Source organism: Pseudomonas sp. FP1740 (assembly GCF_030687165.1).
GTDB lineage: Bacteria > Pseudomonadota > Gammaproteobacteria > Pseudomonadales > Pseudomonadaceae > Aquipseudomonas.
Map to the genome: position 1 here is coordinate 4,422,695 of NZ_CP117461.1, position 21,812 is coordinate 4,444,506.

The following is a 21,812-nucleotide window of genomic DNA, read 5'->3' on the forward strand; positions in this document are numbered from 1 at the left end:
TCACTCTCGCTCTAGTGTGGGCGCTTAACCGAAGAAGCTCTGACCGTTCTTGGCCATTTCACGCAGCTTCGCGGTCGGGTGGTACAGCGCGCCCAAATCAGCGTACTGGTCAGCCAGGGCAACGAACTCTGCAACACCGATGGAATCGATGTAGCGCAGCGCACCGCCACGGAATGGAGGGAAACCAATACCGTAGACCAGCCCCATGTCGGCTTCGGCGGCGGTTTCGACGATGCCGTCTTCCAGGCAACGTACAGTTTCCAGGCACAGCGGGATCATCATCCAGTTGATGATGTCTTCGTCAGTGACTTCGCGCTGTTCGAACACGATCGGCTTGAGCACTTCCAGCACCGACGGATCGGCGACTTTCTTCTGCTTGCCACGCTTGTCGGTTTCGTAGGCGTAGAAGCCCTTGCCATTCTTCTGGCCCAGGCGCTTGGCTTCGTAGAGCACGTCGACGGCCGAACGGCGATCGTCCTTCATGCGATCCGGGAAGCCTTCAGCCATGACGTCACGACCGTGGTGGCCGGTGTCGATGCCGACCACGTCCATCAGGTATGCCGGGCCCATTGGCCAGCCGAATTTCTCCATGACCTTGTCGATGCGAACGAAGTCCACGCCGGCGCTGACCAGTTTGGCGAAACCGCCGAAGTACGGGAACAGCACGCGGTTGACCAGGAAGCCCGGGCAGTCGTTGACGACGATCGGGTTCTTGCCCATTTTCTTGGCGTAGGCAACGGTGGTGGCAACGGCCACTTCGCTGGACTTCTCGCCACGGATCACTTCAACCAGCGGCATCATGTGCACCGGGTTGAAGAAGTGCATGCCGACGAAGTTTTCCGGACGCTTGAGGGCTTTGGCCAACAAGGTGATGGAAATGGTCGAGGTGTTGGACGCCAGAATGGTGTCCTCTTTAACCTTGTCTTCGACTTCGGCCAGAACGGCTTGCTTGACCTTCGGGTTCTCGACCACGGCTTCGACCACCAGGTCGACGTGACCGAAATCGCCGTAGGACAGGGTCGGACGAATGCCGTTGAGCACTTCGGCCATCTTCGCCGGGGTCATGCGACCTTTATCAACGCGGCCAACCAGCAGCTTGGCGGCTTCGGCCAGACCTTGCTCGATACCGTGCTCGTTGATGTCCTTCATCAGGATCGGCGTGCCTTTGGAGGCCGACTGATAAGCGATACCGCCACCCATGATGCCGGCGCCCAATACGGCGGCCTGCTTCACTTCCTTGGCGATTTCGTCGTAGGCCTTGGCCTTTTTCTTCAGTTCCTGATCGTTCAGGAACAGACCGATCAGGCTCTGCGCGGCAGAAGTCTTGGCCAGTTTGACGAAGCCGGCGGCTTCGACTTCCAGCGCCTTGTCACGACCGAAGTTCGCGGCTTTCTGGATGGTCTTGATCGCTTCGACCGGCGCCGGGTAGTTCGGGCCTGCTTGACCGGCCACGAAACCTTTGGCGGTTTCGAACGACATCATTTGTTCGATGGCGTTGAGCTTGAGCTTTTCGAGCTTCGGCTGACGCTTGGCCTTGTAGTCAAACTCGCCGGAGATGGCGCCCTTGATCAGGTTCAGCGCCGCTTCGTGCAACTTCTGCGAGTCGACCACCGCGTCGACGGCACCGACTTTCAGTGCGTCTTCAGCACGGTTTTCCTTACCAGCGGCAATCCACTCGATGGCGTTGTCGGCACCGATGATGCGCGGCAGGCGCACGGTACCGCCGAAGCCTGGGTAGATGCCCAGCTTGACTTCCGGCAGACCGATTTTGGCGGTGCTGGCCATGACGCGGAAATCCGCCGCCAGGCACATTTCCAGACCGCCGCCCAGCGCAATGCCATTGATCGCGGCGACAGTCGGGACGTTGAGGTCTTCGAAATCGCTGAAAATCTTGTTGGCTTCGAGGTTGCCAGCAACAAGCTCGGCATCCGGCAGCTTGAAGTTGTCGACGAATTCGGTGATGTCGGCGCCGACGATGAATACGTCCTTGCCACTGCTGACGATCACACCCTTGATCGAAGCATCTGCCTTGATGGTGTCTACAGCCTGACGCAGCTCGTTCAGGGTAAGACGGTTGAACTTGTTGACGGACTCACCCTTGAGGTCGAACTTCAGTTCGACGATGCCACTTTCAAGAGCCTTAACCGTGATGGCTTTACCTTCGTAAATCATCAACTGATCTCCACGATATGGAAGCTGAACAGTACACGTCGGACGCAGGCAGCTGGCTCGGCAGGGACGTTTATTGTCAATGCTAACGCCAACTCACCCGGCACACCCGCCAACGCGATAGTCGGGATTCTGTAGGAGCTGTCTGTAATACAAACGCTCAATTCATACGCCCGTTTGATTTGGGTGTGTCACCTTCACGGAATTTCCGGCAATTGTCAATCGCCCAAAATACTAGGTTGAAACGCGACTTTCCGGTCACTTCCGTACCACGAAGCCCTGCAACACGCGGATGCATGTGAGGCCATTCATAGAATCAATAGTTAGAAAAGTCGCCCTAATTCGCGGCAACCTGTGTTTAACAGGCTACGCTGGCGGGACCCTGAAGAAAAAATTTGAACGCTTTGACGAATGCCCAGCGTAAGATCTGTGCCACAAAGAATTACCGGCCTGCCTGGCCAACCCCAGCCCGATGATGATGTCGGGCTTTTTATTGCCTTCTGTTGCAGATCGGGGCTCAGGCGAGTGCCTTGAGCGTAGCGTCGATCTGTTGCAGAACCTCGGCTTCGCCCTTCTCGCCCCAATACAGGGCAATCATTTGCTTGTCTGCCTCGACCTTAAAGACGTTGGCAGGCAATTTTTCGAAATGATTCAGCAGCACTCCATCCTCGCAGACTTCCTGCCACTGATTGACCCACACACCCGGCGCCTTCTGCCAATAGCTCCAGCATGCCGGCTGAGTGCCGCGGCGCGGTCGGTGGTACTGGGCGCAAGGGCTTGGCGGCTCCTGGCTCAGCCAGTGCGGCCACTCCTGGGGCGACAATTGCATGGCAAGGCCGATGCGCCGCGCCTCCATGCGCAGGGCCATGCGACCGCTCTGGACACGAGACGGTCGCAACCAGGCCAGCGGGCTCAGCACCACCAGCAGGATTGACACCACTATCCAGACCGTCATATCTGTACTCCCGATTCTTGATGAGCCCATTGAGTCACTTTGAAACCAATGCGCTTGAAACCAGCCATACTTACCAATGTTGCAATCCTCAGGAGGAGCACCTCATGCCCTACCACCACATTCTGGTCGCTGTAGATCTAACCGAAGAGTGCGATCCTGTAATCCACCGCGCTCGCGAACTCTCGGTGAGCAATGGTGCGAAGCTGTCTCTGGTGCATATTGTCGAGCCGATGGCCATGGCCTTTGGCGGCGACGTGCCGATGGACCTTTCCCAATTGCAACAGCAACAGTTCGATCAGGCCAAGGAGCGCCTTGAACGGTTGATCGTGAAATACCCGGAGCTCTCCAAGGAATACAGCCACTTGACCTACGGCCAGCCGCGCCAGGAGATTCACCACCTCGCCAAGGAGCAAACGTGCGACCTGATCGTGGTGGGCAGTCATGGCCGGCATGGCCTGGCACTGTTGCTCGGCTCCACTGCCAATGACGTGCTGCACGGCGCACCTTGCGATGTACTTGCCGTGCGCCTGCAAAAAAGCTGACAACAAGCAACAATAAACCCCTTACGAAAAGCCCGGCATTCACACGAGTGAAGCCGGGCTTTTTTATAGCCGGATCAGTCAGGCATCCAGTTCGGCCCAGCGCTCGACCATCACGTCGAGTTCAGTCTGTAACTGCTCAAGCTGAGCGATCACTGCAGTCGTCTCGGCAGGAGGACGCTGATAGAACCCGGCGTCCGCCATCTGCGCTTCAACTACCGCGATCTGCTGTTCCATGGCTTCGATCTGGCCAGGCAAGGCTTCCAGCTCACGCTGCAACTTGTAGCTGAGTTTCTTTTTCGCCACCGGAGCTGGCGTTTCCACTGCAGCAACCGGTGCAGGTTCGGCCGTCACGACAGCCGAATTCAGGTCGGCTTTGCCGGACTTGCTCTCGGTCACACCCAGCAGGCGCGGCGAACCACCCTGACGCAGCCAGTCCTGATAACCGCCGACGTATTCGCGAACCTTGCCTTCACCTTCGAAGACCAGGGTGCTGGTGACCACGTTGTCGAGGAATGCCCGGTCGTGGCTGACCATCAGCACAGTGCCGTTGAAGGTCAGCAGGACCTCTTCCAGCAGTTCGAGGGTTTCCACGTCGAGGTCGTTGGTCGGTTCGTCGAGCACCAGCAGGTTCGCCGGTTTGCTGAACAGTTTGGCCAGCAGCAGACGCGCACGCTCACCACCGGACAACGCCTTGACCGGCGTGCGGGCACGCTGCGGGCTGAACAGGAAGTCGCCAAGGTAGCTCAGCACGTGACGGCTCTGGCCATCGATATCGATGAAGTCGCGACCTTCAGCGACGTTGTCGATCACGGTCTTTTCCAGGTCCAACTGATGGCGCAACTGGTCGAAATAGGCCACGTCGATGCGCGTCCCCTCTTCCACTGTGCCGCTGGTCGGTTGCAGACCGTTGAGCATCAGCTTCAACAGCGTGGTCTTGCCGGTACCGTTGGCGCCGAGCAGACCGATGCGGTCGCCACGCTGCAGGACCATCGAGAAATCCTTGATCAGGAACGGGCCGCCCGGGTGAGCGAAACTCACGTTCTCGAGCACCATCACCTGCTTGCCGGACTTGTCGGCGGTATCGAGCTGAATGTTGGCCTTGCCGGTACGCTCACGACGCTCGCTACGCTCGACGCGCAGGGCTTTCAGTGCACGGACACGGCCTTCGTTACGGGTGCGACGCGCCTTGATGCCCTGGCGGATCCAGACTTCTTCCTGGGCCAGTTTTTTATCGAACAGCGCGTTGGCGGTTTCTTCAGCGGCCAGTGTGGCCTCTTTGTGCACGAGGAAGCTGGCGTAATCGCCGTTCCAGTCGATCAAGCCGCCGCGATCCAGTTCCAGGATACGGGTTGCAAGGTTCTGCAGGAATGAACGGTCGTGCGTGATGAACAGCACGGCGCCCTGGAAATCCTTCAGCGCTTCTTCAAGCCAGGCGATGGCACCGATGTCCAGGTGGTTGGTCGGTTCGTCGAGCAGCAGCAGGTCCGGTTCGGAAACCAGGGCCTGGGCCAACAGGACGCGACGACGCCAGCCGCCGGACAATTCGGCGAGGGTCTTGTCGGCAGGCAACTGCAGACGGCTCAAGGTGCTGTCGACCAGTTGCTGCAAGCGCCAGCCATCTCGGGCTTCGAGGTCATGCTGGACGTGCATCAGTTTGTCCAGATCGGCGTCAGTGACGATGTTCTGGCTCAGATGGTGATATTCGGCAAGCAACGCGCCAACGCCGTCGAGGCCTTCGGCGACCACGTCGAACACGGTCCGCTCGTCGGCTACCGGCAATTCTTGCGGCAATTCACCAATCTTGAGGCCGGGTGCGCGCCAAACGGAGCCATCGTCGGGCTTCTGGTCGCCCTTGACGAGCTTCATCATGCTGGACTTGCCAGTGCCGTTGCGGCCGATGATGCACACCCGCTCACCACGGGCGATCTGCCAGGACACCTTGTCCAACAACGGCATAGCGCCGAAAGCAAGGGACACATCGCTGAATTTGAGCAGGGTCATGAGCTTCTCCAAAAACCGGGCGCGCATTCTACCTGACTTGAGGCTACAGAAGGCCGGCAATTTCAATGTCGAAGCACTCTGCACAACAATTGTTGCGAACTTATGCTGGCATGTCGGCAAAGCTTTCGCCCGTTGCTGGCAAAAGGCTAAGCTACAGATAATTAGGTGCCGGTTTTATCGGCACTTGTCATGATTTCTCTGCCCGGATGTCTCATGCGCAGTCGCCTTTTCAGTCTTTTTTCATGCTTGCTTCTTACAGCCGCTGCCGTTCAATCCGCCCAGGCGGTAGACCTGTCTACCCAACGACAATATTACGACGAAGCCAAGCGTGCCTTGGCCAAGGGCGATTCCGGCCCCTATTTCCGTTATAGCCAGGCGCTCAGCGATTATCCGCTGACACCCTACCTGGCCTATGACGAACTGACCGCGCGACTGAAAACCGCGGATAACACCGAAATCGAGAATTTCCTCGCCGAACACGGTGACCTGCCCCAAGCCAACTGGATGAAATTGCGCTGGCTGCGCTGGCTGGCCGAACGCGGCGATTGGGCGACCTTCGTCAAATATTATGACCCCAAGCTCAATTTCACCGAACTGGACTGCCTGAACGCGCAGTATCTGATCAGCCATAACCGTAAGGTCGAAGGCTATGCCAACGCCGAAAAACTCTGGCTGAGCGGCAAAACCCAGCCCGAGGCATGCGACGCGGTGTTCGGCATGTGGGCCGCCGATGGTCAACTGACTGAACAGAAACGCTGGGAACGCACCAAGCTCGCTGCCCACGTCCGCAACTACCCGCTGGCCAACAGCCTGATCAATGGCCTGACGACCCTCGCCCCGCGCGGCCGCCTGCTGGTGGATGTGGCGCAGAAACCCGAGTTGCTGAACCAGCCGTCGCGCTTCATTCCAGCCGATGAGCCGATGTCCGACATCGTCAGCCTTGGCCTGCGCCGCCTGGCCCGTCAGGATCCGGACAAGGCCATGGCCCTGCTCGACGGCTACGCCAGCAGCATGCACTTCTCCCGGGACGAGAAAGTCGCGATTGCCCGGGAAATCGGCCTGACTCTCGCACGTCGTTTTGACAGCCGCGCGCTGGACGTGATGACCAAATACGACCCGGAACTGCGGGACAACACCGTTTCCGAATGGCGCTTGCGCCTGTTGTTGCGCCTGGCCCGATGGGACGATGCCTATCAGTTGACCCGCCGCCTGCCTCAGGATCTGGCTACCACCAACCGCTGGCGTTACTGGCAGGCTCGCAGCCTGGAACTGGCGCAGCCACAGAATCCGCAAGCGCAAACGCTTTACAAGGGCCTGGCTCGCGAGCGCGACTTTTACGGTTTCCTGGCGGCCGACCGTTCGCAGTCGCCCTATTCGCTGATCAACAAGCCGCTGGTGCTCAGCCAGGCGCTGATCAACAAGGTGCGCAATACCCCCGGTGTGCGCCGCGCGCTGGAGTTCCATGCACGCGGACAGATCGTCGACGGCCGACGCGAGTGGTACCACGTCAGCCGGCACTTCAGCCGTGATGAAATGGTTGCCCAGGCGAAACTGGCTTACGACCTGAAATGGTATTTCCCGGCGATCCGCACCATCAGTCAGGCGCAGTACTGGGACGACCTGGACATCCGCTTCCCGATGGCTCACCGCGATACCCTGGTGCGTGAAGCCAAGGTCCGTGGCCTGCACTCGAGCTGGGTGTTCGCGATCACTCGTCAGGAAAGCGCCTTCATGGACGACGCCCGTTCCGGCGTTGGCGCCAGCGGCTTGATGCAACTGATGCCCGGCACTGCCAAGGAAACCGCTCGCAAGTTCAGCATTCCCCTGGCCTCGCCGCAGCAAGTGCTCGATCCGGACAAAAACATCGAGCTCGGCGCCGCTTATCTGAGCCAGGTCCACAGCCAGTTCAACGGCAACCGCGTGCTCGCCTCCGCCGCCTACAACGCCGGCCCCGGCCGCGTGCGTCAATGGTTGCGCGGCGCCGACCACCTGAGCTTCGATGTGTGGGTGGAAAGCATCCCGTTCGACGAAACCCGCCAGTACGTGCAGAACGTGCTGTCATATTCGGTAATCTACGGCCAGAAGCTCAATTCACCGCAGCCGCTGGTGGATTGGCATGAACGTTACTTTGACGATCAATGAGCCTGCTTTGAAACACTGAAAAAATGCCCGCATCGATTGATGCGGGCATTTTTTTGGGTGCTCGACTTGGTCGGTTACTTAGTCGGTTACTTGGTCGGTTGGGGCATGGCGCCCATCACTAAACTGCAACGCCGCCAATCGCGCATACAACGCATTGCTCGCAATCAACTCCTGATGCGTCCCCACCGCCACCAGTTTCCCTTGGTCCATCACCGCGATTCGGTCAGCGTTTTTCACTGTCGCCAGTCGATGGGCGATGACCAGTGTGGTGCGGTTTTCCATCAGGCTGGGCAGGGCTTGCTGGATCAGGTGTTCACTTTGTGCATCGAGGGCGCTGGTGGCTTCGTCCAGCAGCAGGATCGGCGCGTCCACCAACAGTGCCCGGGCGATGGCCAGACGTTGGCGTTGCCCGCCGGACAAACCGAGCCCGGCGTCGCCGAGGTGGGTCTGGTAGCCATTGGGCATTTGTTCGATGAATTCGTGGGCGTAGGCAATTTTCGCGGCCTCCTGGACCTGCGCCGACGTCGCCGTCGGATGGCCATAACGAATGTTCTCTTCAATGCTGCCGAAGAACAGCGCCGGGGTTTGCGAGACGAGGGCGAAGCAGCGGCGCAGGTCCAGAGGGTCGAGTTGGGTCAGCGGCAAACCGTCCAGCAGGATGCGTCCTTCAGCGGGGTCGTAAAAGCGCAACAGCAGGTCATACACCGTCGATTTGCCGGCACCTGACGGCCCGACCAGGGCGAGGGTTTCGCCGGCATTGATCGTCAGGCTCAAACCATCGACGGCATAGCTATCAGGACGCGACGGGTAGGAAAAGCGCACATCTTGCAGCACCAGATCGCCCTTCACCCGCTCAGGCAAGGTCACCAGCCCATGGGTCGGGGGCTGAATGATGTTTTCCGATCGCAGCAATTCGGCAATCCGTTCGGCCGCCCCTGCTGCTCGCTGCAGTTCGCCGATCACTTCACTCAATGTGCCGAAGGCGCCACCGACGATCAGGCTGTAGAAGACGAACGCTGCCAACTCACCCGCGGAAATCCGCCCGGCGATGACGTCCATGCCGCCGACCCAGAGCATCACCCCGACCGCGCCCAACACCAGCAGGATCACCAGGGTAATCAACCAGGCTCGCTGGAAAATGCGCTTGCGGGCGGTATTGAAAGCCTCTTCCACGGTCGCGGCAAAACGCTGCTCGTCCTGCACCTGATGGTTGTAGGCCTGCACGGTTTTGATCTGACTCAGGGTTTCGGAAACATAACTGCCGATATCGGCAACCCGATCCTGGCTCTGGCGCGACAGAGTGCGTACCCGGCGGCCAAAGATCAGAATCGGCGCGACCACCAACGGCAACGCGACCACTACGATGCTGGTCAGCTTGGGGTTGGTGATAAACAACAAGACAATCCCGCCGATCACCATCAGCCCGTTGCGCAGGAACAGCGATAGCGAAGAGCCGATCACCGATTGCAGCAGCGTGGTGTCGGCAGTCAGTCGTGACTGGATCTCGGAGCTGCGGTTGTCTTCATAAAAGCCCGGATGCAGATAGACCAGGTGATTGAACACCCGACGGCGGATGTCCGCGACAACGCGCTCGCCGATCCACGACACTAGGTAAAAGCGCACAAAAGTGCCGATCGCCAGACCGATCACCAGCAACATGAACAGGCCGATGGATTGATTGAGCAAATGCGTGGACTGGGTCATGAAACCCTGATCCACCAACAGGCGAATCCCCTGCCCCATGGACAAGGTGATGCCGGCAGTGACAATTAACGCCAGCAAGGCGCCTAAGGCCGGCCAGCGATAAGGCGTGATGAAACGGCTGGCCAGGCGAATGGCGCGGCGGTGACGGGCAGAGAGCATGAAGATCATCCGATGATGCAACCAATGGGTTTTGACCCGATCAAGCCTACACCGGTCAATCGGCTTGAACGCTGTAAATCACAATGAGTAACGTTAATTATGACCACCAAGACTAGTGGCTAGAGGTTATTGGTCTAAAGTCCGGGTGGAAACGTCAGGGTATTTCTGATGGACTGAAGAGGCCGACCTGAAAGATCGCAAGGAATTGTCACAGACCGGTCACCTGGCGGTTTTACAGTAAGCGCACAACCTGATGAGGAGACAGGCCATGTCCTTGCAAAACAGCAGCGATGACAAGATTCAAGTGATCCGCACACAGCCAGACCAGTCTCTGGGTTGCTCGATTATCGATGAGGATGGGCGTGAAGTACCGATCACTGAGAGCATGATCCAGGACGCTTGCCGCGAACTGGAAAAGCGATTGGTCAAGCCTGCCGAACAAGAGTGATATAGCCACTGTCTTCTTGACCCGGCCCTGTTGGCCGGGTTTTTTATCGGTGCCTGTTTTGTGTGGCTTTTGTAGGAATCCGGTCAGTTTTCTAGGCCGAGATTGCGCCTAAGGCCGCCACGATCCGCTGCAACGCCGGCGAATCCCCGTCAATCCGCACTTTCAACCCATCGATTTCACGCCGCAGCGGGTAATGCTTGCGCAGCGCATCGAACGCCGCACGCTGTTCACTCACATTGCCTACAAGGCTGCGACGGAAATCCGCGTCGTCACGGCGCGGGTCGTACACGCCACGGCACAACATCGCCAGCGCCCAGGCCGGATCGGTGCCAGCATTCAACGTAACAGCCGACAGCCATGGCGCTGGCAGCAAATCGTTCAGGCTGACCTGTTCCGGTTGCCCAAGAAATTTGCAAAACGCCTGATAGATCTGCGCCGTCCCGCGCTGTTTGCCGTCGAGGCTGTAGCCGGCAATGTGCGGCGTCGCGATGACACACAACTCCGCCAGCGCTACATCGACTTCAGGCTCAGCCTCCCAGACATCCAGCACCGCTTGCAGATCTTCACGTTGCAACAGCACCTGACGCAGGGCGGCGTTGTCGATCACCGGGCCACGACTGGCGTTGATCAGCCAGGTGCCGGGTTTGAGTTGGTTCAAACGGTTTTTATCGAACAGATGCCAGGTTGCCTGAGGGCCCTGTTTGTCCAGCGGCGTGTGCAGGCTGATGACATCGCATTGCTCGACGATCTGCTCGAGACTGATGTAATCGCCCCCTTCAGTGGCTTGCCGTGGCGGATCGCAAACCAGCACATTCCAGCCCAGACCTTGCAAAACCTTGACCAGCCGCCCGCCCACCTCGCCGGCGCCGACCACGCCGTAAGTGCGCTGAGTCAGGTCGGCACCTTCGATTTCGGCCAGGGTCAGCAAGCTGCCCAGCACGTAATCGACCACACCCCGGGCATTGCAGCCTGGCGCGCTGGACCAGGTGATACCGGCCTGCTGAAAGTAGTCCAGATCCAAATGATCGGTGCCGATGGTGCATGTGCCGACAAAGCGCACGTTGCTGCCTTCGAGCAATGCGCGATTGACGTTGGTCACTGAGCGCACCAGTAGCACATCGGCCTGTTCGACGGTGGCGCGGTCGATGGAACGTCCCGGCACTCGGCGGATTTCACCGAAACCTTCGAAGAAGGCATCGAGCAGCGGGATATTTTCGTCGGCAACAATCAACATGGCAGGCTCCTTTGGCGGACCGGCAGTTTAGGCGCAGATGGAGGTGATGGGCCAGCAGGTATTAAGCACCTTAGTTGCCCCCCTGTGGCGAGGGAGTGGGGATGCCCGTAAAACTGATTACAAATCCGCAACACAGGATTTTTCCTGACCATTGCGTCAAGGCGTAGAATGCGCCGCCTCGCGCATCAAAATCCTTTGGACGTTTCGCCTTGAATTCCGTGACTGACCCCACCGCCGCTATTTCCCTCAACCGCCCGGCCCGGGTTCGCCTGGAGCTGAAAAACCTGCTCGGCCTGGCGTTGCCGATCATGATCGCGCAACTGGCGACCACCGCCATGGGCTTCGTCGATGCGGTGATGGCGGGACGGGTCGGGCCTCGCGATCTTGCGGCCGTCGCGCTGGGCAACTCGATCTGGGTGCCGGTGTTTCTGTTGATGACCGGTACGCTGCTGGCCACCACCCCGAAAGTCGCCCAGCGCTTCGGTGCCGGCACTCACAGCGAGATTGGCCCGATCGTGCGTCAGGCCTTGTGGCTGGCGCTGGTGGTGGGTTTGATGGCGACCGGCCTGCTGTTCAGCGCCGAACCGATCCTGCATATCATGAAGGTCGATCCCGAGCTGATCGGCCCGTGCATGCAGTACCTGCACGGCATCGCCAGCGGCCTGCCCGCCGTCGCGTTCTATCACGTATTGCGCTGTTTCAGTGATGGCCTGGGTCGCACACGTCCGGCCATGGTCCTTGGCTTGTGCGGGCTGGCGCTGAACATTCCGCTCAATTACATCTTCATCTATGGCCACTTTGGTGTGCCGGCGATGGGCGGTGTCGGCTGCGGCTGGGCCACGGCAATCGTGATGTGGGTGATGGCGCTGGGGATGGCCGGCTGGGAACGCTGGGCGCCGGCCTATCAGTCGAGCCAGTTGTTCAGCCGTTTCGACTGGCCCCAGTGGGCGGTGATCAAACGTTTGCTGGGCATCGGCCTGCCAATCGGCATCGCAGTGTTCGCCGAGTCGAGCATCTTTGCGGTGATCGCCCTGCTGATCGGCAGCCTCGGCGCCACGGTGGTCGCCGGGCACCAGATCGCCCTGAATTTCAGCTCACTGGTGTTCATGATCCCCTACTCCCTGGGCATGGCCGTGACCGTGCGGGTCGGCCAGGCACTGGGCCGTGAAGAACCACGCGAAGCTCGCTTCGCCGCCGGGGTCGGTATGGGCACGGCACTGGCTTATGCGTGCATTTCCGCAAGCATGATGCTGTTGCTGCGTGAACCCATCGCCGCGATCTACACCGCCGACCCGACGGTGATTCACGTGGCCGCGATGCTGATTGTGTACTCGGCGCTGTTCCAGTTTTCCGATGCGATCCAGGTGACGGCGGCCGGCGCGCTACGAGGCTATCAAGACACGCGAGTGACGATGATCCTGACGCTGTTCGCTTATTGGGGCATCGGTTTGCCGGTGGGTTACGCCTTGGGCCTGACCGATTGGTTCGGCGCGCCGAGCGGCCCGAGCGGGCTGTGGCAGGGTTTGATCGTCGGCTTGAGTTGCGCGGCGCTGATGCTGTCGATCCGCCTGGCGCGCAGCGCACGCAAGCGGATCCGTATCAGCCGTTCGGCCGGTTAAGCGAGCGCAAAAAAAAGGGCCTGCACATGCAGGCCTTTTTTGTGCCCGTTAAGCGAGCTTCTTGCGGATCCAGTACAGGTAGGTGCCTGCCTCTTCGTGCTGCGCCACCAACTCGTGGTCGAGGAACACGCAGAACTTGGGAATGTCGCGACGGGTCGACGGGTCGGTGGCGATCACCTTCAGCAGGCCGCCAGGCACCAGGTCACGGATGTGCTGGTGCAGCATCATCACCGGTTCCGGGCAATTGAGGCCGGTGGCATCGAGGGTGCCGTCAACCGGCGTATCGATCATTTCACTCATGGTTTACTCCTGAAACTTGCCGGCATTGTCGCGCATTGCCGGGTGTTCGGTCACCTGTGGGAGCAGGACCGTGTGAATCAGCGGGATTTCGGTTTTTTCACGTCAAGCCGGCGCAAATGGCAGGTCACTTCTTCACGGTCGTGATACAGCTGCTTGCAGCCGATTTCAACCCGAATGCCCCGCGCCTTGAACCCCTCGGCAATACGCTCCAGCAAGCGCTTCACTTCAGCATAACGCTGTTTCATTGGCAGCTTGAGGTTGACCACTGCTTCCCGACAATGCCCCTCGCCAATCCATTCTTCCAGCATCGCCGCGTTGCGCGCCGGCTTCTCGACGATGTCGCAGACCATCCAGTCCACCGGCTGCTTGGGCTTGAAGGTGAAACCGTCGGCCATCAAGTGCTGCACCAGACCGGTATCCATCAGGCTTTCGGCCATCGGGCCGTTGTCGATGGCGGTCACCAGCATGCCGCGGTTGACCAGTTGCCAGGTCCAGCCGCCAGGGGCGGCGCCGAGGTCGACACCGGTCATGTCGCTGTGCAGACGCTCATCCCACTGGTCGCGGGGAATGAAGTGATGCCAGGCCTCTTCCAGCTTCAACGTCGAACGGCTCGGCGCTTCACGGGGGAACTTCAGGCGTGGAATGCCCATCGGCCACATCGCCGAGTTGTTCGACTCCGCCAGCCCCATGAACACTTCGCGGCCGCTCTTGAAGGTCAGCAGCAGACGCGGCTTGTTGGGGTCTTCCACCAGCTTGCCGGCCGCCATCAACGCCTTGCGCAGGTGCACTTCAAACTTCTTGCAGAAGTTCGACAGCTCTTTGCCATCGTTGGTGTCGACCATTTCCAGCCACAGGCTGCCGCACAGCGGGAAGTCCGCCATGTGGGTGAGGATCACGCTGATGCGGTCGGTTTCCGGCAGATCAATAAAGATCCCACGGGCCCACTGGCGCGGGAAGATCAGGTCGGCGAAACGCTGGCCACGCATCAGGCGTTCGGCGCCGTCTTCTTCGGTGCAGATGAATTCGGCATAGGCGCTGGCGGTTTTGGCCTTGGCATAACCGGCCACGTTCAGCCGCGCGGCATGTTCGGAAATCTCGGAACAGACTTCGCCTTCGAAGCCCGGTCGGCAATGCATAAAGAGGGTGTTCATTCTTACTCCTGGGCAGTTGGCGAAAAAATTGCGCCACTGCGCGATGCCCAGGCTTGCGTTGAAGCAAAGCCTGTCACGAAAACCGGCGCATGATAGCCGAGTTCGGAACCTTGGACTTGCCCTTAGGGTCCAGTTATTAGCCTTAAGCACCAAACAGGACTAGGTTTAAACCTCTGCCCTTCCCTCCGTCCGTAGCCGTGCGGACTTAAAGGAGTCATTTCAATGCCGTCCCTCGATAGCCTGAAAACCCTTAAAACCTTACAAGTCGACGACAAGACCTACCACTATTTCAGCCTGCGCGAAGCCGCCAAGAGCCTGGGTGACCTCGACAAGCTGCCCATGTCGTTGAAAGTGCTGCTGGAAAACCTGCTGCGCTGGGAGGACGAGAAAACCGTCACCGGCGCCGACCTCAAGGCGATTGCCGCCTGGCTCAAGGAGCGTCGCTCCGACCGCGAAATCCAATACCGCCCCGCGCGGGTATTGATGCAGGACTTTACCGGTGTCCCGGCCGTGGTCGACCTGGCCGCCATGCGCGCCGCCATGGCCAAGGCCGGTGGCGACCCACAGCGCATCAATCCGCTGTCGCCGGTGGACTTGGTGATCGACCACTCGGTGATGGTCGACAAATTCGCCAGCTCAAGCGCCTTCGAACAGAATGTCGACATCGAAATGCAGCGCAACCACGAGCGTTACGCCTTCCTGCGCTGGGGCCAGAGCGCCTTCGACAACTTCAGCGTGGTGCCGCCGGGCACCGGCATCTGTCACCAGGTCAACCTTGAATATCTGGGTCGCACCGTCTGGACCAAGGATGAGGACGGCCGCACCTATGCCTTCCCGGACACCCTGGTCGGCACCGACTCCCACACCACCATGATCAACGGCCTCGGCGTACTCGGCTGGGGCGTCGGTGGGATCGAAGCGGAAGCGGCGATGCTCGGCCAACCGGTGTCGATGCTGATTCCGGAAGTGATCGGCTTCAAACTCACTGGCAAGCTCAAGGAAGGCATCACCGCCACCGACCTGGTGCTGACCGTCACCCAGATGCTGCGCAAGAAAGGCGTGGTCGGCAAATTCGTCGAGTTCTATGGCGACGGCCTCGCCGACCTGCCGCTGGCCGACCGCGCGACCATTGCCAACATGGCCCCGGAATACGGCGCCACCTGCGGCTTCTTCCCGGTGGACGAGGTGACCCTGGAATACTTGCGCCTGTCCGGCCGCACCACGGAAACCGTGAAACTGGTGGAGGCCTATAGCAAGACTCAAGGCCTGTGGCGCCTGCCCGGCAAGGAGCCGGTGTTCACCGACAGCCTGGCCCTGGACATGGGCAGCGTCGAAGCCAGCCTCGCCGGGCCGAAGCGCCCACAAGACCGTGTCTCGTTGCCGGATGTCGCGCAAGCGTTCACTGACTTTCTCGGCCTGCAAGTCAAACCCTCCACCAAGGAAGAGAGTCGCCTTGAAAGTGAGGGCGGCGGAGGCGTCGCGGTGGGCAACGCCGATCTGATCGGTGAAGCGGACTACGCCCACGAAGGCCATACGCATCGGCTGAAAAACGGTGCGGTGGTGATTGCCGCGATCACCTCCTGCACCAACACCTCCAACCCCAGCGTGATGATGGCGGCTGGACTATTGGCAAAAAAAGCCGTGGAAAAAGGCCTCAAGCGCAAACCCTGGGTCAAGAGTTCGCTGGCCCCCGGTTCGAAAGTGGTCACCGACTACTACAAGGCAGCCGGCCTGACCCACTACCTCGACCAACTCGGCTTTGCCCTGGTCGGTTATGGGTGCACCACCTGCATCGGCAACTCCGGGCCGCTGCCGGAGCCGATTGAAAAAGCCATCCAGAAAGCCGACCTGACCGTCGCCTCGGTGCTGTCGGGCAACCGCAACTTCGAAGGCCGCGTGCATCCGCTGGTGAAAACCAACTGGCTGGCCTCCCCGCCCCTGGTCGTCGCCTATGCATTGGCCGGCACGGTGCGCATCGACATCAGCAGCGAGCCCTTGGGGCACGACAAGGACGGCCACCCGGTTTATCTGCGAGACATTTGGCCGAGCACCAAGGAAATCGCCGACGCCGTGACTCAGGTGAACACCGCGATGTTCCACAAGGAGTACGCCGAAGTGTTCGCCGGCGACGAGCAGTGGCAAGCCATCGAAGTGCCGCAGGCAGCGACTTATGTCTGGAACAACGATTCGACGTATATCCAGCACCCGCCCTTCTTCGATGACATTGGCGGCCCTGCGCCGGTGGTCAAGGATGTCGAAGGGGCGAAAATCCTCGCACTGCTCGGCGATTCGGTAACCACCGACCATATCTCCCCCGCCGGCAACATCAAGACCGACAGCCCTGCCGGCCGTTACCTGCGTGAACAAGGGGTGGAACCGCGGGACTTCAACTCCTACGGCTCGCGTCGAGGCAACCACCAAGTGATGATGCGCGGCACCTTCGCCAACATCCGCATTCGCAACGAAATGCTCGGTGGTGAAGAAGGCGGCAACACGATTTACATTCCGACCGGGGAAAAGCTGCCGATCTACGACGCGGCCATGCGTTACCAGGCCTCGGGCACGCCGCTGGTGGTGATCGCCGGGCAAGAATACGGCACCGGCTCAAGCCGTGACTGGGCGGCCAAGGGCACCAACCTGCTGGGGGTCAAAGCCGTCATCGCTGAAAGCTTCGAGCGGATTCACCGTTCAAATCTGGTGGGCATGGGCGTGTTGCCGCTGCAGTTCAAGCTGGATCAGAACCGCAAGAGCCTGAACCTCACCGGCAAGGAAACCCTGGACATTCTTGGCCTGACGGGCGTTGAACTGACTCCGCGGATGAACCTGACGCTGGTCATCACCCGTGAAGACGGCAGCCAGGAGAAGGTCGAGGTATTGTGCCGGATCGATACTCTGAACGAAGTGGAGTACTTCAAGGCCGGAGGGATTTTGCATTACGTGTTGCGGCAGTTGATTGCCTCGTAACGCCTCCGCTGACAACGACACCGCCTTCGGGCGGTGTTTTTGTTTGGGCGGTGTATGTCTCTATAATCGCGTGCCAATTGCATAGGTGTTGTGTACAACACATGACCAATGTGGGAGCGACCTGTGGCGAGGGGGCTCCCACATAGGCCGGGCAACCTGCAGCATCTCTGAAACAAGGACTTCAAATGATCGCTCTGCCATGGATCTATCTGGCACTTCTCTCGCTCGGCTACAGCCTGGCTTTGATCTACGGCCATCTCGGCTGGCTGGCTGCCATTTCTTTCGGGTTACTGCTGATCGCCGGTTTCGCCGTTCGCCAACAACAGATTCCCCTCGGCCGCTACCTCGGCCACGGCTTGTTCATCGTCCTGGCGGTGGCGCTGGCGACACACTGGCTTCCCGGTTTCTACAACGGTCGCGCTATCGATCCCCTGCGTTTCACCGACGATGCCGTGCGGTTCGCCATGTACCTGAATCTGGACAAACCCCTGATCGGCTTCTGGCTGTTACTGGTCTGCCCATGGATTGTCGGCCGGCGCTCCCTGCGCCTGTCTGTTTATGCCACCGCCCTCGCCCTGACCGTGAGTGCCGCACTGGCCCTGGGTGGTGCGCTGTTGCTGGGCGTGATCAGTTGGGCACCGAAATGGCCGGATCAGGCCTGGCTGTGGATGCTGAACAATCTGTTGCTGGTGACGCTGGTGGAAGAAGCGCTGTTTCGCGGCTACATCCAGGGCGGTCTGAGCCGGCAGTTTAAACACCTGCCTTATGGCGAAAGCCTCGCGCTGGTGCTCGCATCATTGCTATTTGGCCTCGTTCATCTGGGCGCTGGCTGGCAATGGGTGTTGCTGGCCAGCCTGGCCGGTGTCGGCTATGGCCTGGCTTACCGTTTCGGTGGGTTGGGTGCGGCCATCGCCACCCATTTTGGTTTGAATCTGCTGCATTTCGGCTTGTTCACGTATCCGATGCTCGCGGGACGATGACGCAGCGGTCGTTTTGCGACGCGTTACTGATTTATTGAAAAAAAACTTCAATAAATGCCCGACGATGCCGATACATCATCAAAGCCTTGCGGATTGAAAAAGCCATGCGTAACAACCAGCCCATCACACAACGCGAACGGACCTTCCCGGCGCAGCAACGGTTGATTTCCACCACCGATGCCAAGGGCATGATCACCTACTGCAACGATGCTTTCGTCGAAATCAGCGGGTTTTCGCGTGAGGAACTGATCCGTGCGCCGCATAACCTGGTTCGTCATCCCGACGTCCCGTCTGCGGTGTTCGCGCACATGTGGGGCACACTGAAACAAGGCTTGCCATGGATGGGCATTGTCAAGAATCGCTGCAAGACCGGTGACCACTACTGGGTTAACGCCTATGTCACACCGGTGTTCGAAGGCAATCAGGTGATCGGTTACGAATCGGTGCGGGTCAAGCCCACCGCCGAGCAGATCCGCCGTGCCGAAGCGCTCTACCAACGCATCAATCAGGGCAAGTCCGCCGTTCCTCAAAGGGATAAGTGGTTGCCGGTGCTTCAGGACTGGCTGCCGTTCATTCTGGTCAGCCAGTTGAGCTTCATGATCGGCGCCACCCTGACGTCGCAATGGGGCTTCGCCCTCGCCGCCGGTCTTTCGGTGCCGTTGGGCTTGATGGGCTTGAGCTGGCAACAGCGCGGTATCAAGCGCTTGCTGCGCCTGGCCGAACAGACCACGTCCGACCCTCTGATCGCGCAGATGTACACCGACAGCCGCGGTGCCCAGGCACGCTTGGAAATGTCCATTCTCAGCCAGGAAGCTCGCCTGAAAACCTGCCTGACGCGCCTGCAAGACACCGCCGAGCATCTGAACGAACAAGCGAAACAGTCCGACACGCTGGCTCACAACAGCTCCACCGGCCTGGAACGTCAGCGCGTCGAAACCGAGCAAGTGGCGACCGCCGTCAATCAGATGGCCGCTACCACTCAGGAAGTCGCCAGTCACGTGCAGCGCACCGCCGACGCCACTCAGGAAGCCAATCGCCTGACCGGTCGCGGTCGCGACATCGCAGGTGAAACCCGCGAAGCCATCCAACGCCTGTCGGTGGTGGTCGGTGAAACCGGCCTGACCGTTACACAACTGGCCAAGGACAGCGACGAAATCGGTGGCGTGGTCGACGTGATCAAAGGCATTGCCGACCAGACCAACCTGCTCGCCTTGAACGCTGCGATCGAAGCCGCCCGTGCTGGTGAGATGGGCCGTGGTTTTGCGGTGGTGGCCGACGAAGTGCGCCAATTGGCGCAGCGCACCAGCGAATCCACCGGGCAGATCCACGCCCTGATCGCCAAGCTGCAACAAACCGCCAGCACGGCGGTGCAAACCATGGAGGCCGGTCATCGCCAGGCTGAAGAAGGTGTTGCGCGGGTATTGGAAGCGGATCAGGCGCTGGTGGGCATCAGCGAAGCGGTGGCCCACATCACTGACATGACCACCCAAATCGCTGCCGCGACCGAAGAGCAAAGTTCGGTGGCCGAAGAAATCAGCCGCAACATCAGTAACATCTCACAACTGGCTGATCAGACGTCGGAACAGGCACAAAACTCGGCGCTGCTGAGTGAAGAACTGACCAAGACCGCGAATACCCAGTATTCGTTGGTGGAGCGGTTTAACCGCTGATCGTGGTCGAAAAACAAAAAACCCGGACAGCGAAAGCTTCCGGGTTTTTTATTGTCATTCTGAAAGGTCTGGTGCCGCGAGACCGCCGCCTCAGATTACACATCTATGCGCCCCTGCCTACAACCGGCCCAGAATCCCCCGACTTGTCCACCTCAGAGTCCGACTCTATTGTTTGCCGGTAAAAACTCAATCACTTAAGCTGGTCAGCATGAATACATCTCCTTCGGAGGCTCCGATGGCCACCACTAGAAAGATCGGCAAGCCCGACAAAAAGGTCGTTCGCGATGAACTGACGTTCCTTGATGTTCAGCAAGCCGCGCGTGATGGGCAAAAAGCGTTCGATAAATTTGTGATCACTGGCAAGCTACCTATTAGAAAGTAGCCATGGATGCCAGCTGTCAAAATCTCTGCACTTTTTGAACAAATAAACAATTGGCAAAACTTCGCCGCACACTTTTACAACTACAAAGTGTGCGGCGAACTGCCGACTATTTTCGGGCGAGACGAACGGCTCGACCTCAGCGATATGCACCACATCCACCTGGCAAGCACTCAAGCGATTCAAGCCCGATGGGCAAAAATCGACCGCCAGTATTACCGAACCGCTCTGGTTGAAGATCCCGACAATGACTTCTGGCTGATCTATGCCTTTGACGCCTTTCGGGATGAATACCTTTTGCTGACTGTCACCGGCCCTGATGCCCATAACCGAAGTGAGTAGGGTTCATTCCTGCGCACTGTGCATTGTGAAATCGTTGGGCCTTGGGTAGTGGGTAAATTCATCTTTCCCGACCTGGACGACTGTTGATTCAAATGACGGACCAGACCTCGGAACAGGCACAAAACTCGGCGCTGCTGAGTGAAGAACTGACCAAGACCGCGAATACCCAGTATTCGTTGGTGGAGCGGTTTAACCGCTGACAACAACGTCAAAAGATCGCAGGCTGCGCCAGCTCCTACATTCGAACGACATACACCCTGTAGGAGCTGACGAAGGCTCTGGCCGCGTTCGGACGATCTTTTGATCTTGCTTCTCACAGAAACCCGGCGACCCTCTTCGCTGTCGCGTCCAAATGCTGCTCATGCGTAAACCCTGAAGCCTTCAACGGCTTCAAATCATGATCCCCCGACGCCAGCCACAACAACTCGATGCTCGGCGATAACGCATAACCATCGACCGCCTCACGATTGCCCAGCGCATCGCGCTCGCCCTGCACAATCAACGTCCGTGTCTTTAGCGCAGCCAAATGCTCAACCCGAGGTTTCTCCGGTTTGCCGACGGCATAAAACGGATAACCGAGGCACACCAGCGCATCCGCTTCCAGCTCATCGGCCAAAAGACTGGCCATCCGCCCGCCCATGGACTTGCCGCCAATGGCCAGACGCCCAGTGACATGGCGTCGCACCACGGCGTACACCTCGCGCCAGCATTCCAGTAGTTTCGGCGCCGGGTTCGGTGGGCGCTTGCCGCCGTCCACTCGCCGCTGCGCCATGTACGGAAACTCGAAGCGCAGCACGTTGACGCCTTGTGCGGCAAGGCGCGCAGTCATGTCGCTCATCCAGCCGCTGTCCATCGGCGCACCGGCGCCATGGGCGAGAATCAGTGTCGCCGAGGCCGGCACCGAGGCGGCATTCCACAGCCATCCGTGATCCCGCACGCACTGCGCCCATTGATCCCCGTCAATACTGGCCTTGTGCTGTTTGTCCATGCTTGCCTCGCTTTTAGTCTGCCTATAACTCCAGACGAAGGGAGCGTCTGCCTTGCGCGGCTTAC

Annotated in this window: 17 protein-coding genes and 1 pseudogene; 10 read left to right on the forward strand and 8 right to left on the reverse strand. The window is 59.4% G+C overall.

All coding sequences use genetic code 11. The features are described 5' to 3' along the window. Positions 1-24: 24 nt before the first annotated feature. Together fadB and PSH69_RS19660 are read right to left on the reverse strand one after the other, a co-directional pair. A complete protein-coding gene (gene fadB / locus PSH69_RS19655; RefSeq protein WP_305409517.1) occupies positions 25-2,172 on the reverse strand; it encodes a fatty acid oxidation complex subunit alpha FadB in 2,148 nt (715 codons plus the stop codon). A 514-nt stretch (positions 2,173-2,686) separates the two neighbouring features. Further along, the gene (locus PSH69_RS19660; protein ID WP_305409518.1) at positions 2,687-3,124 is read right to left on the reverse strand and encodes a hypothetical protein; all 438 of its coding nucleotides are present in this window, start codon (positions 3,122-3,124) and stop codon (positions 2,687-2,689) included. 104 nt (positions 3,125-3,228) lie between these two features. Between PSH69_RS19660 and PSH69_RS19665 the strand changes: the two genes are divergently transcribed. Next, positions 3,229-3,666 (forward strand): universal stress protein, encoded by a 438-nt coding sequence (locus PSH69_RS19665; RefSeq protein ID WP_105339564.1) that lies wholly within the window; start codon positions 3,229-3,231, stop codon positions 3,664-3,666. A 78-nt stretch (positions 3,667-3,744) separates the two neighbouring features. On the opposite strand, the gene PSH69_RS19670 is transcribed toward PSH69_RS19665, so the two are convergent. Continuing rightward, entirely contained in the window at positions 3,745-5,667 is a 1,923-nt protein-coding gene (locus tag PSH69_RS19670; RefSeq protein WP_305409519.1) for an ATP-binding cassette domain-containing protein, read from the reverse strand. 213 nt (positions 5,668-5,880) lie between these two features. Between PSH69_RS19670 and PSH69_RS19675 the strand changes: the two genes are divergently transcribed. Then, positions 5,881-7,809, forward strand: coding sequence for a transglycosylase SLT domain-containing protein (locus tag PSH69_RS19675; RefSeq protein ID WP_305409520.1), 1,929 nt, complete (start codon positions 5,881-5,883; stop codon positions 7,807-7,809). 78 nt (positions 7,810-7,887) lie between these two features. Here the strand turns inward: PSH69_RS19675 and PSH69_RS19680 are convergent, their stop codons facing one another. Continuing rightward, positions 7,888-9,672, reverse strand: coding sequence for an ABC transporter transmembrane domain-containing protein (locus PSH69_RS19680; protein ID WP_370695212.1), 1,785 nt, complete (start codon positions 9,670-9,672; stop codon positions 7,888-7,890). Positions 9,673-9,940: 268 nt separating this feature from the next. Here PSH69_RS19680 and PSH69_RS19685 point away from each other — a divergent pair, with 268 nt between their 5' ends. Further along, complete coding sequence (locus PSH69_RS19685) at positions 9,941-10,120, forward strand: PA1571 family protein (protein ID WP_305409523.1); 180 nt, start codon at positions 9,941-9,943, stop codon at positions 10,118-10,120. Between the two features lie 91 nt (positions 10,121-10,211). Here the strand turns inward: PSH69_RS19685 and pdxB are convergent, their stop codons facing one another. Further along, a complete protein-coding gene (pdxB, locus tag PSH69_RS19690) occupies positions 10,212-11,354 on the reverse strand; it encodes a 4-phosphoerythronate dehydrogenase PdxB (RefSeq protein WP_305409524.1) in 1,143 nt (380 codons plus the stop codon). Positions 11,355-11,563: 209 nt separating this feature from the next. Here pdxB and PSH69_RS19695 point away from each other — a divergent pair, with 209 nt between their 5' ends. Then, the gene (locus PSH69_RS19695; RefSeq protein ID WP_230174135.1) at positions 11,564-12,973 is read left to right on the forward strand and encodes an MATE family efflux transporter; all 1,410 of its coding nucleotides are present in this window, start codon (positions 11,564-11,566) and stop codon (positions 12,971-12,973) included. Positions 12,974-13,021: 48 nt separating this feature from the next. Here the strand turns inward: PSH69_RS19695 and tusA are convergent, their stop codons facing one another. Further along, positions 13,022-13,273 (reverse strand): sulfurtransferase TusA, encoded by a 252-nt coding sequence (gene tusA / locus PSH69_RS19700; protein WP_007907805.1) that lies wholly within the window; start codon positions 13,271-13,273, stop codon positions 13,022-13,024. Between the two features lie 77 nt (positions 13,274-13,350). Next, the gene (gene rlmM, locus PSH69_RS19705; protein WP_305409525.1) at positions 13,351-14,424 is read right to left on the reverse strand and encodes a 23S rRNA (cytidine(2498)-2'-O)-methyltransferase RlmM; all 1,074 of its coding nucleotides are present in this window, start codon (positions 14,422-14,424) and stop codon (positions 13,351-13,353) included. A gap of 222 nt (positions 14,425-14,646) precedes the next feature. Here rlmM and acnA point away from each other — a divergent pair, with 222 nt between their 5' ends. The 6 genes and pseudogenes from acnA to PSH69_RS30320 form a co-directional block, all read left to right on the forward strand. Next, positions 14,647-17,388, forward strand: coding sequence for an aconitate hydratase AcnA (gene acnA / locus PSH69_RS19710; protein WP_305409526.1), 2,742 nt, complete (start codon positions 14,647-14,649; stop codon positions 17,386-17,388). 185 nt (positions 17,389-17,573) lie between these two features. After that, positions 17,574-18,368 (forward strand): CPBP family intramembrane glutamic endopeptidase, encoded by a 795-nt coding sequence (locus PSH69_RS19715; protein WP_305409527.1) that lies wholly within the window; start codon positions 17,574-17,576, stop codon positions 18,366-18,368. 104 nt (positions 18,369-18,472) lie between these two features. Continuing rightward, positions 18,473-20,038 (forward strand): PAS domain-containing methyl-accepting chemotaxis protein, encoded by a 1,566-nt coding sequence (locus tag PSH69_RS19720; RefSeq protein WP_018925305.1) that lies wholly within the window; start codon positions 18,473-18,475, stop codon positions 20,036-20,038. A gap of 235 nt (positions 20,039-20,273) precedes the next feature. After that, positions 20,274-20,420 carry a hypothetical protein gene (locus tag PSH69_RS19725; protein ID WP_007942217.1) on the forward strand — a complete coding sequence of 49 codons (147 nt, stop codon included), beginning with the start codon at positions 20,274-20,276 and terminating at the stop codon, positions 20,418-20,420. Positions 20,421-20,426: 6 nt separating this feature from the next. Continuing rightward, on the forward strand, positions 20,427-20,759 hold the full coding sequence (locus tag PSH69_RS19730) for a type II toxin-antitoxin system YafO family toxin (protein WP_305409528.1): 333 nt from the start codon (positions 20,427-20,429) through the stop codon (positions 20,757-20,759). 95 nt (positions 20,760-20,854) lie between these two features. Next, positions 20,855-20,959, forward strand: a pseudogene (locus PSH69_RS30320) (aerotaxis receptor Aer); the annotation flags it as partial. Positions 20,960-21,072: 113 nt separating this feature from the next. Here the strand turns inward: PSH69_RS30320 and PSH69_RS19735 are convergent. Continuing rightward, positions 21,073-21,747, reverse strand: a complete 675-nt coding sequence (locus tag PSH69_RS19735) for an alpha/beta family hydrolase (protein ID WP_305409529.1) — start codon at positions 21,745-21,747, stop codon at positions 21,073-21,075. Positions 21,748-21,812 lie beyond the last annotated feature (65 nt).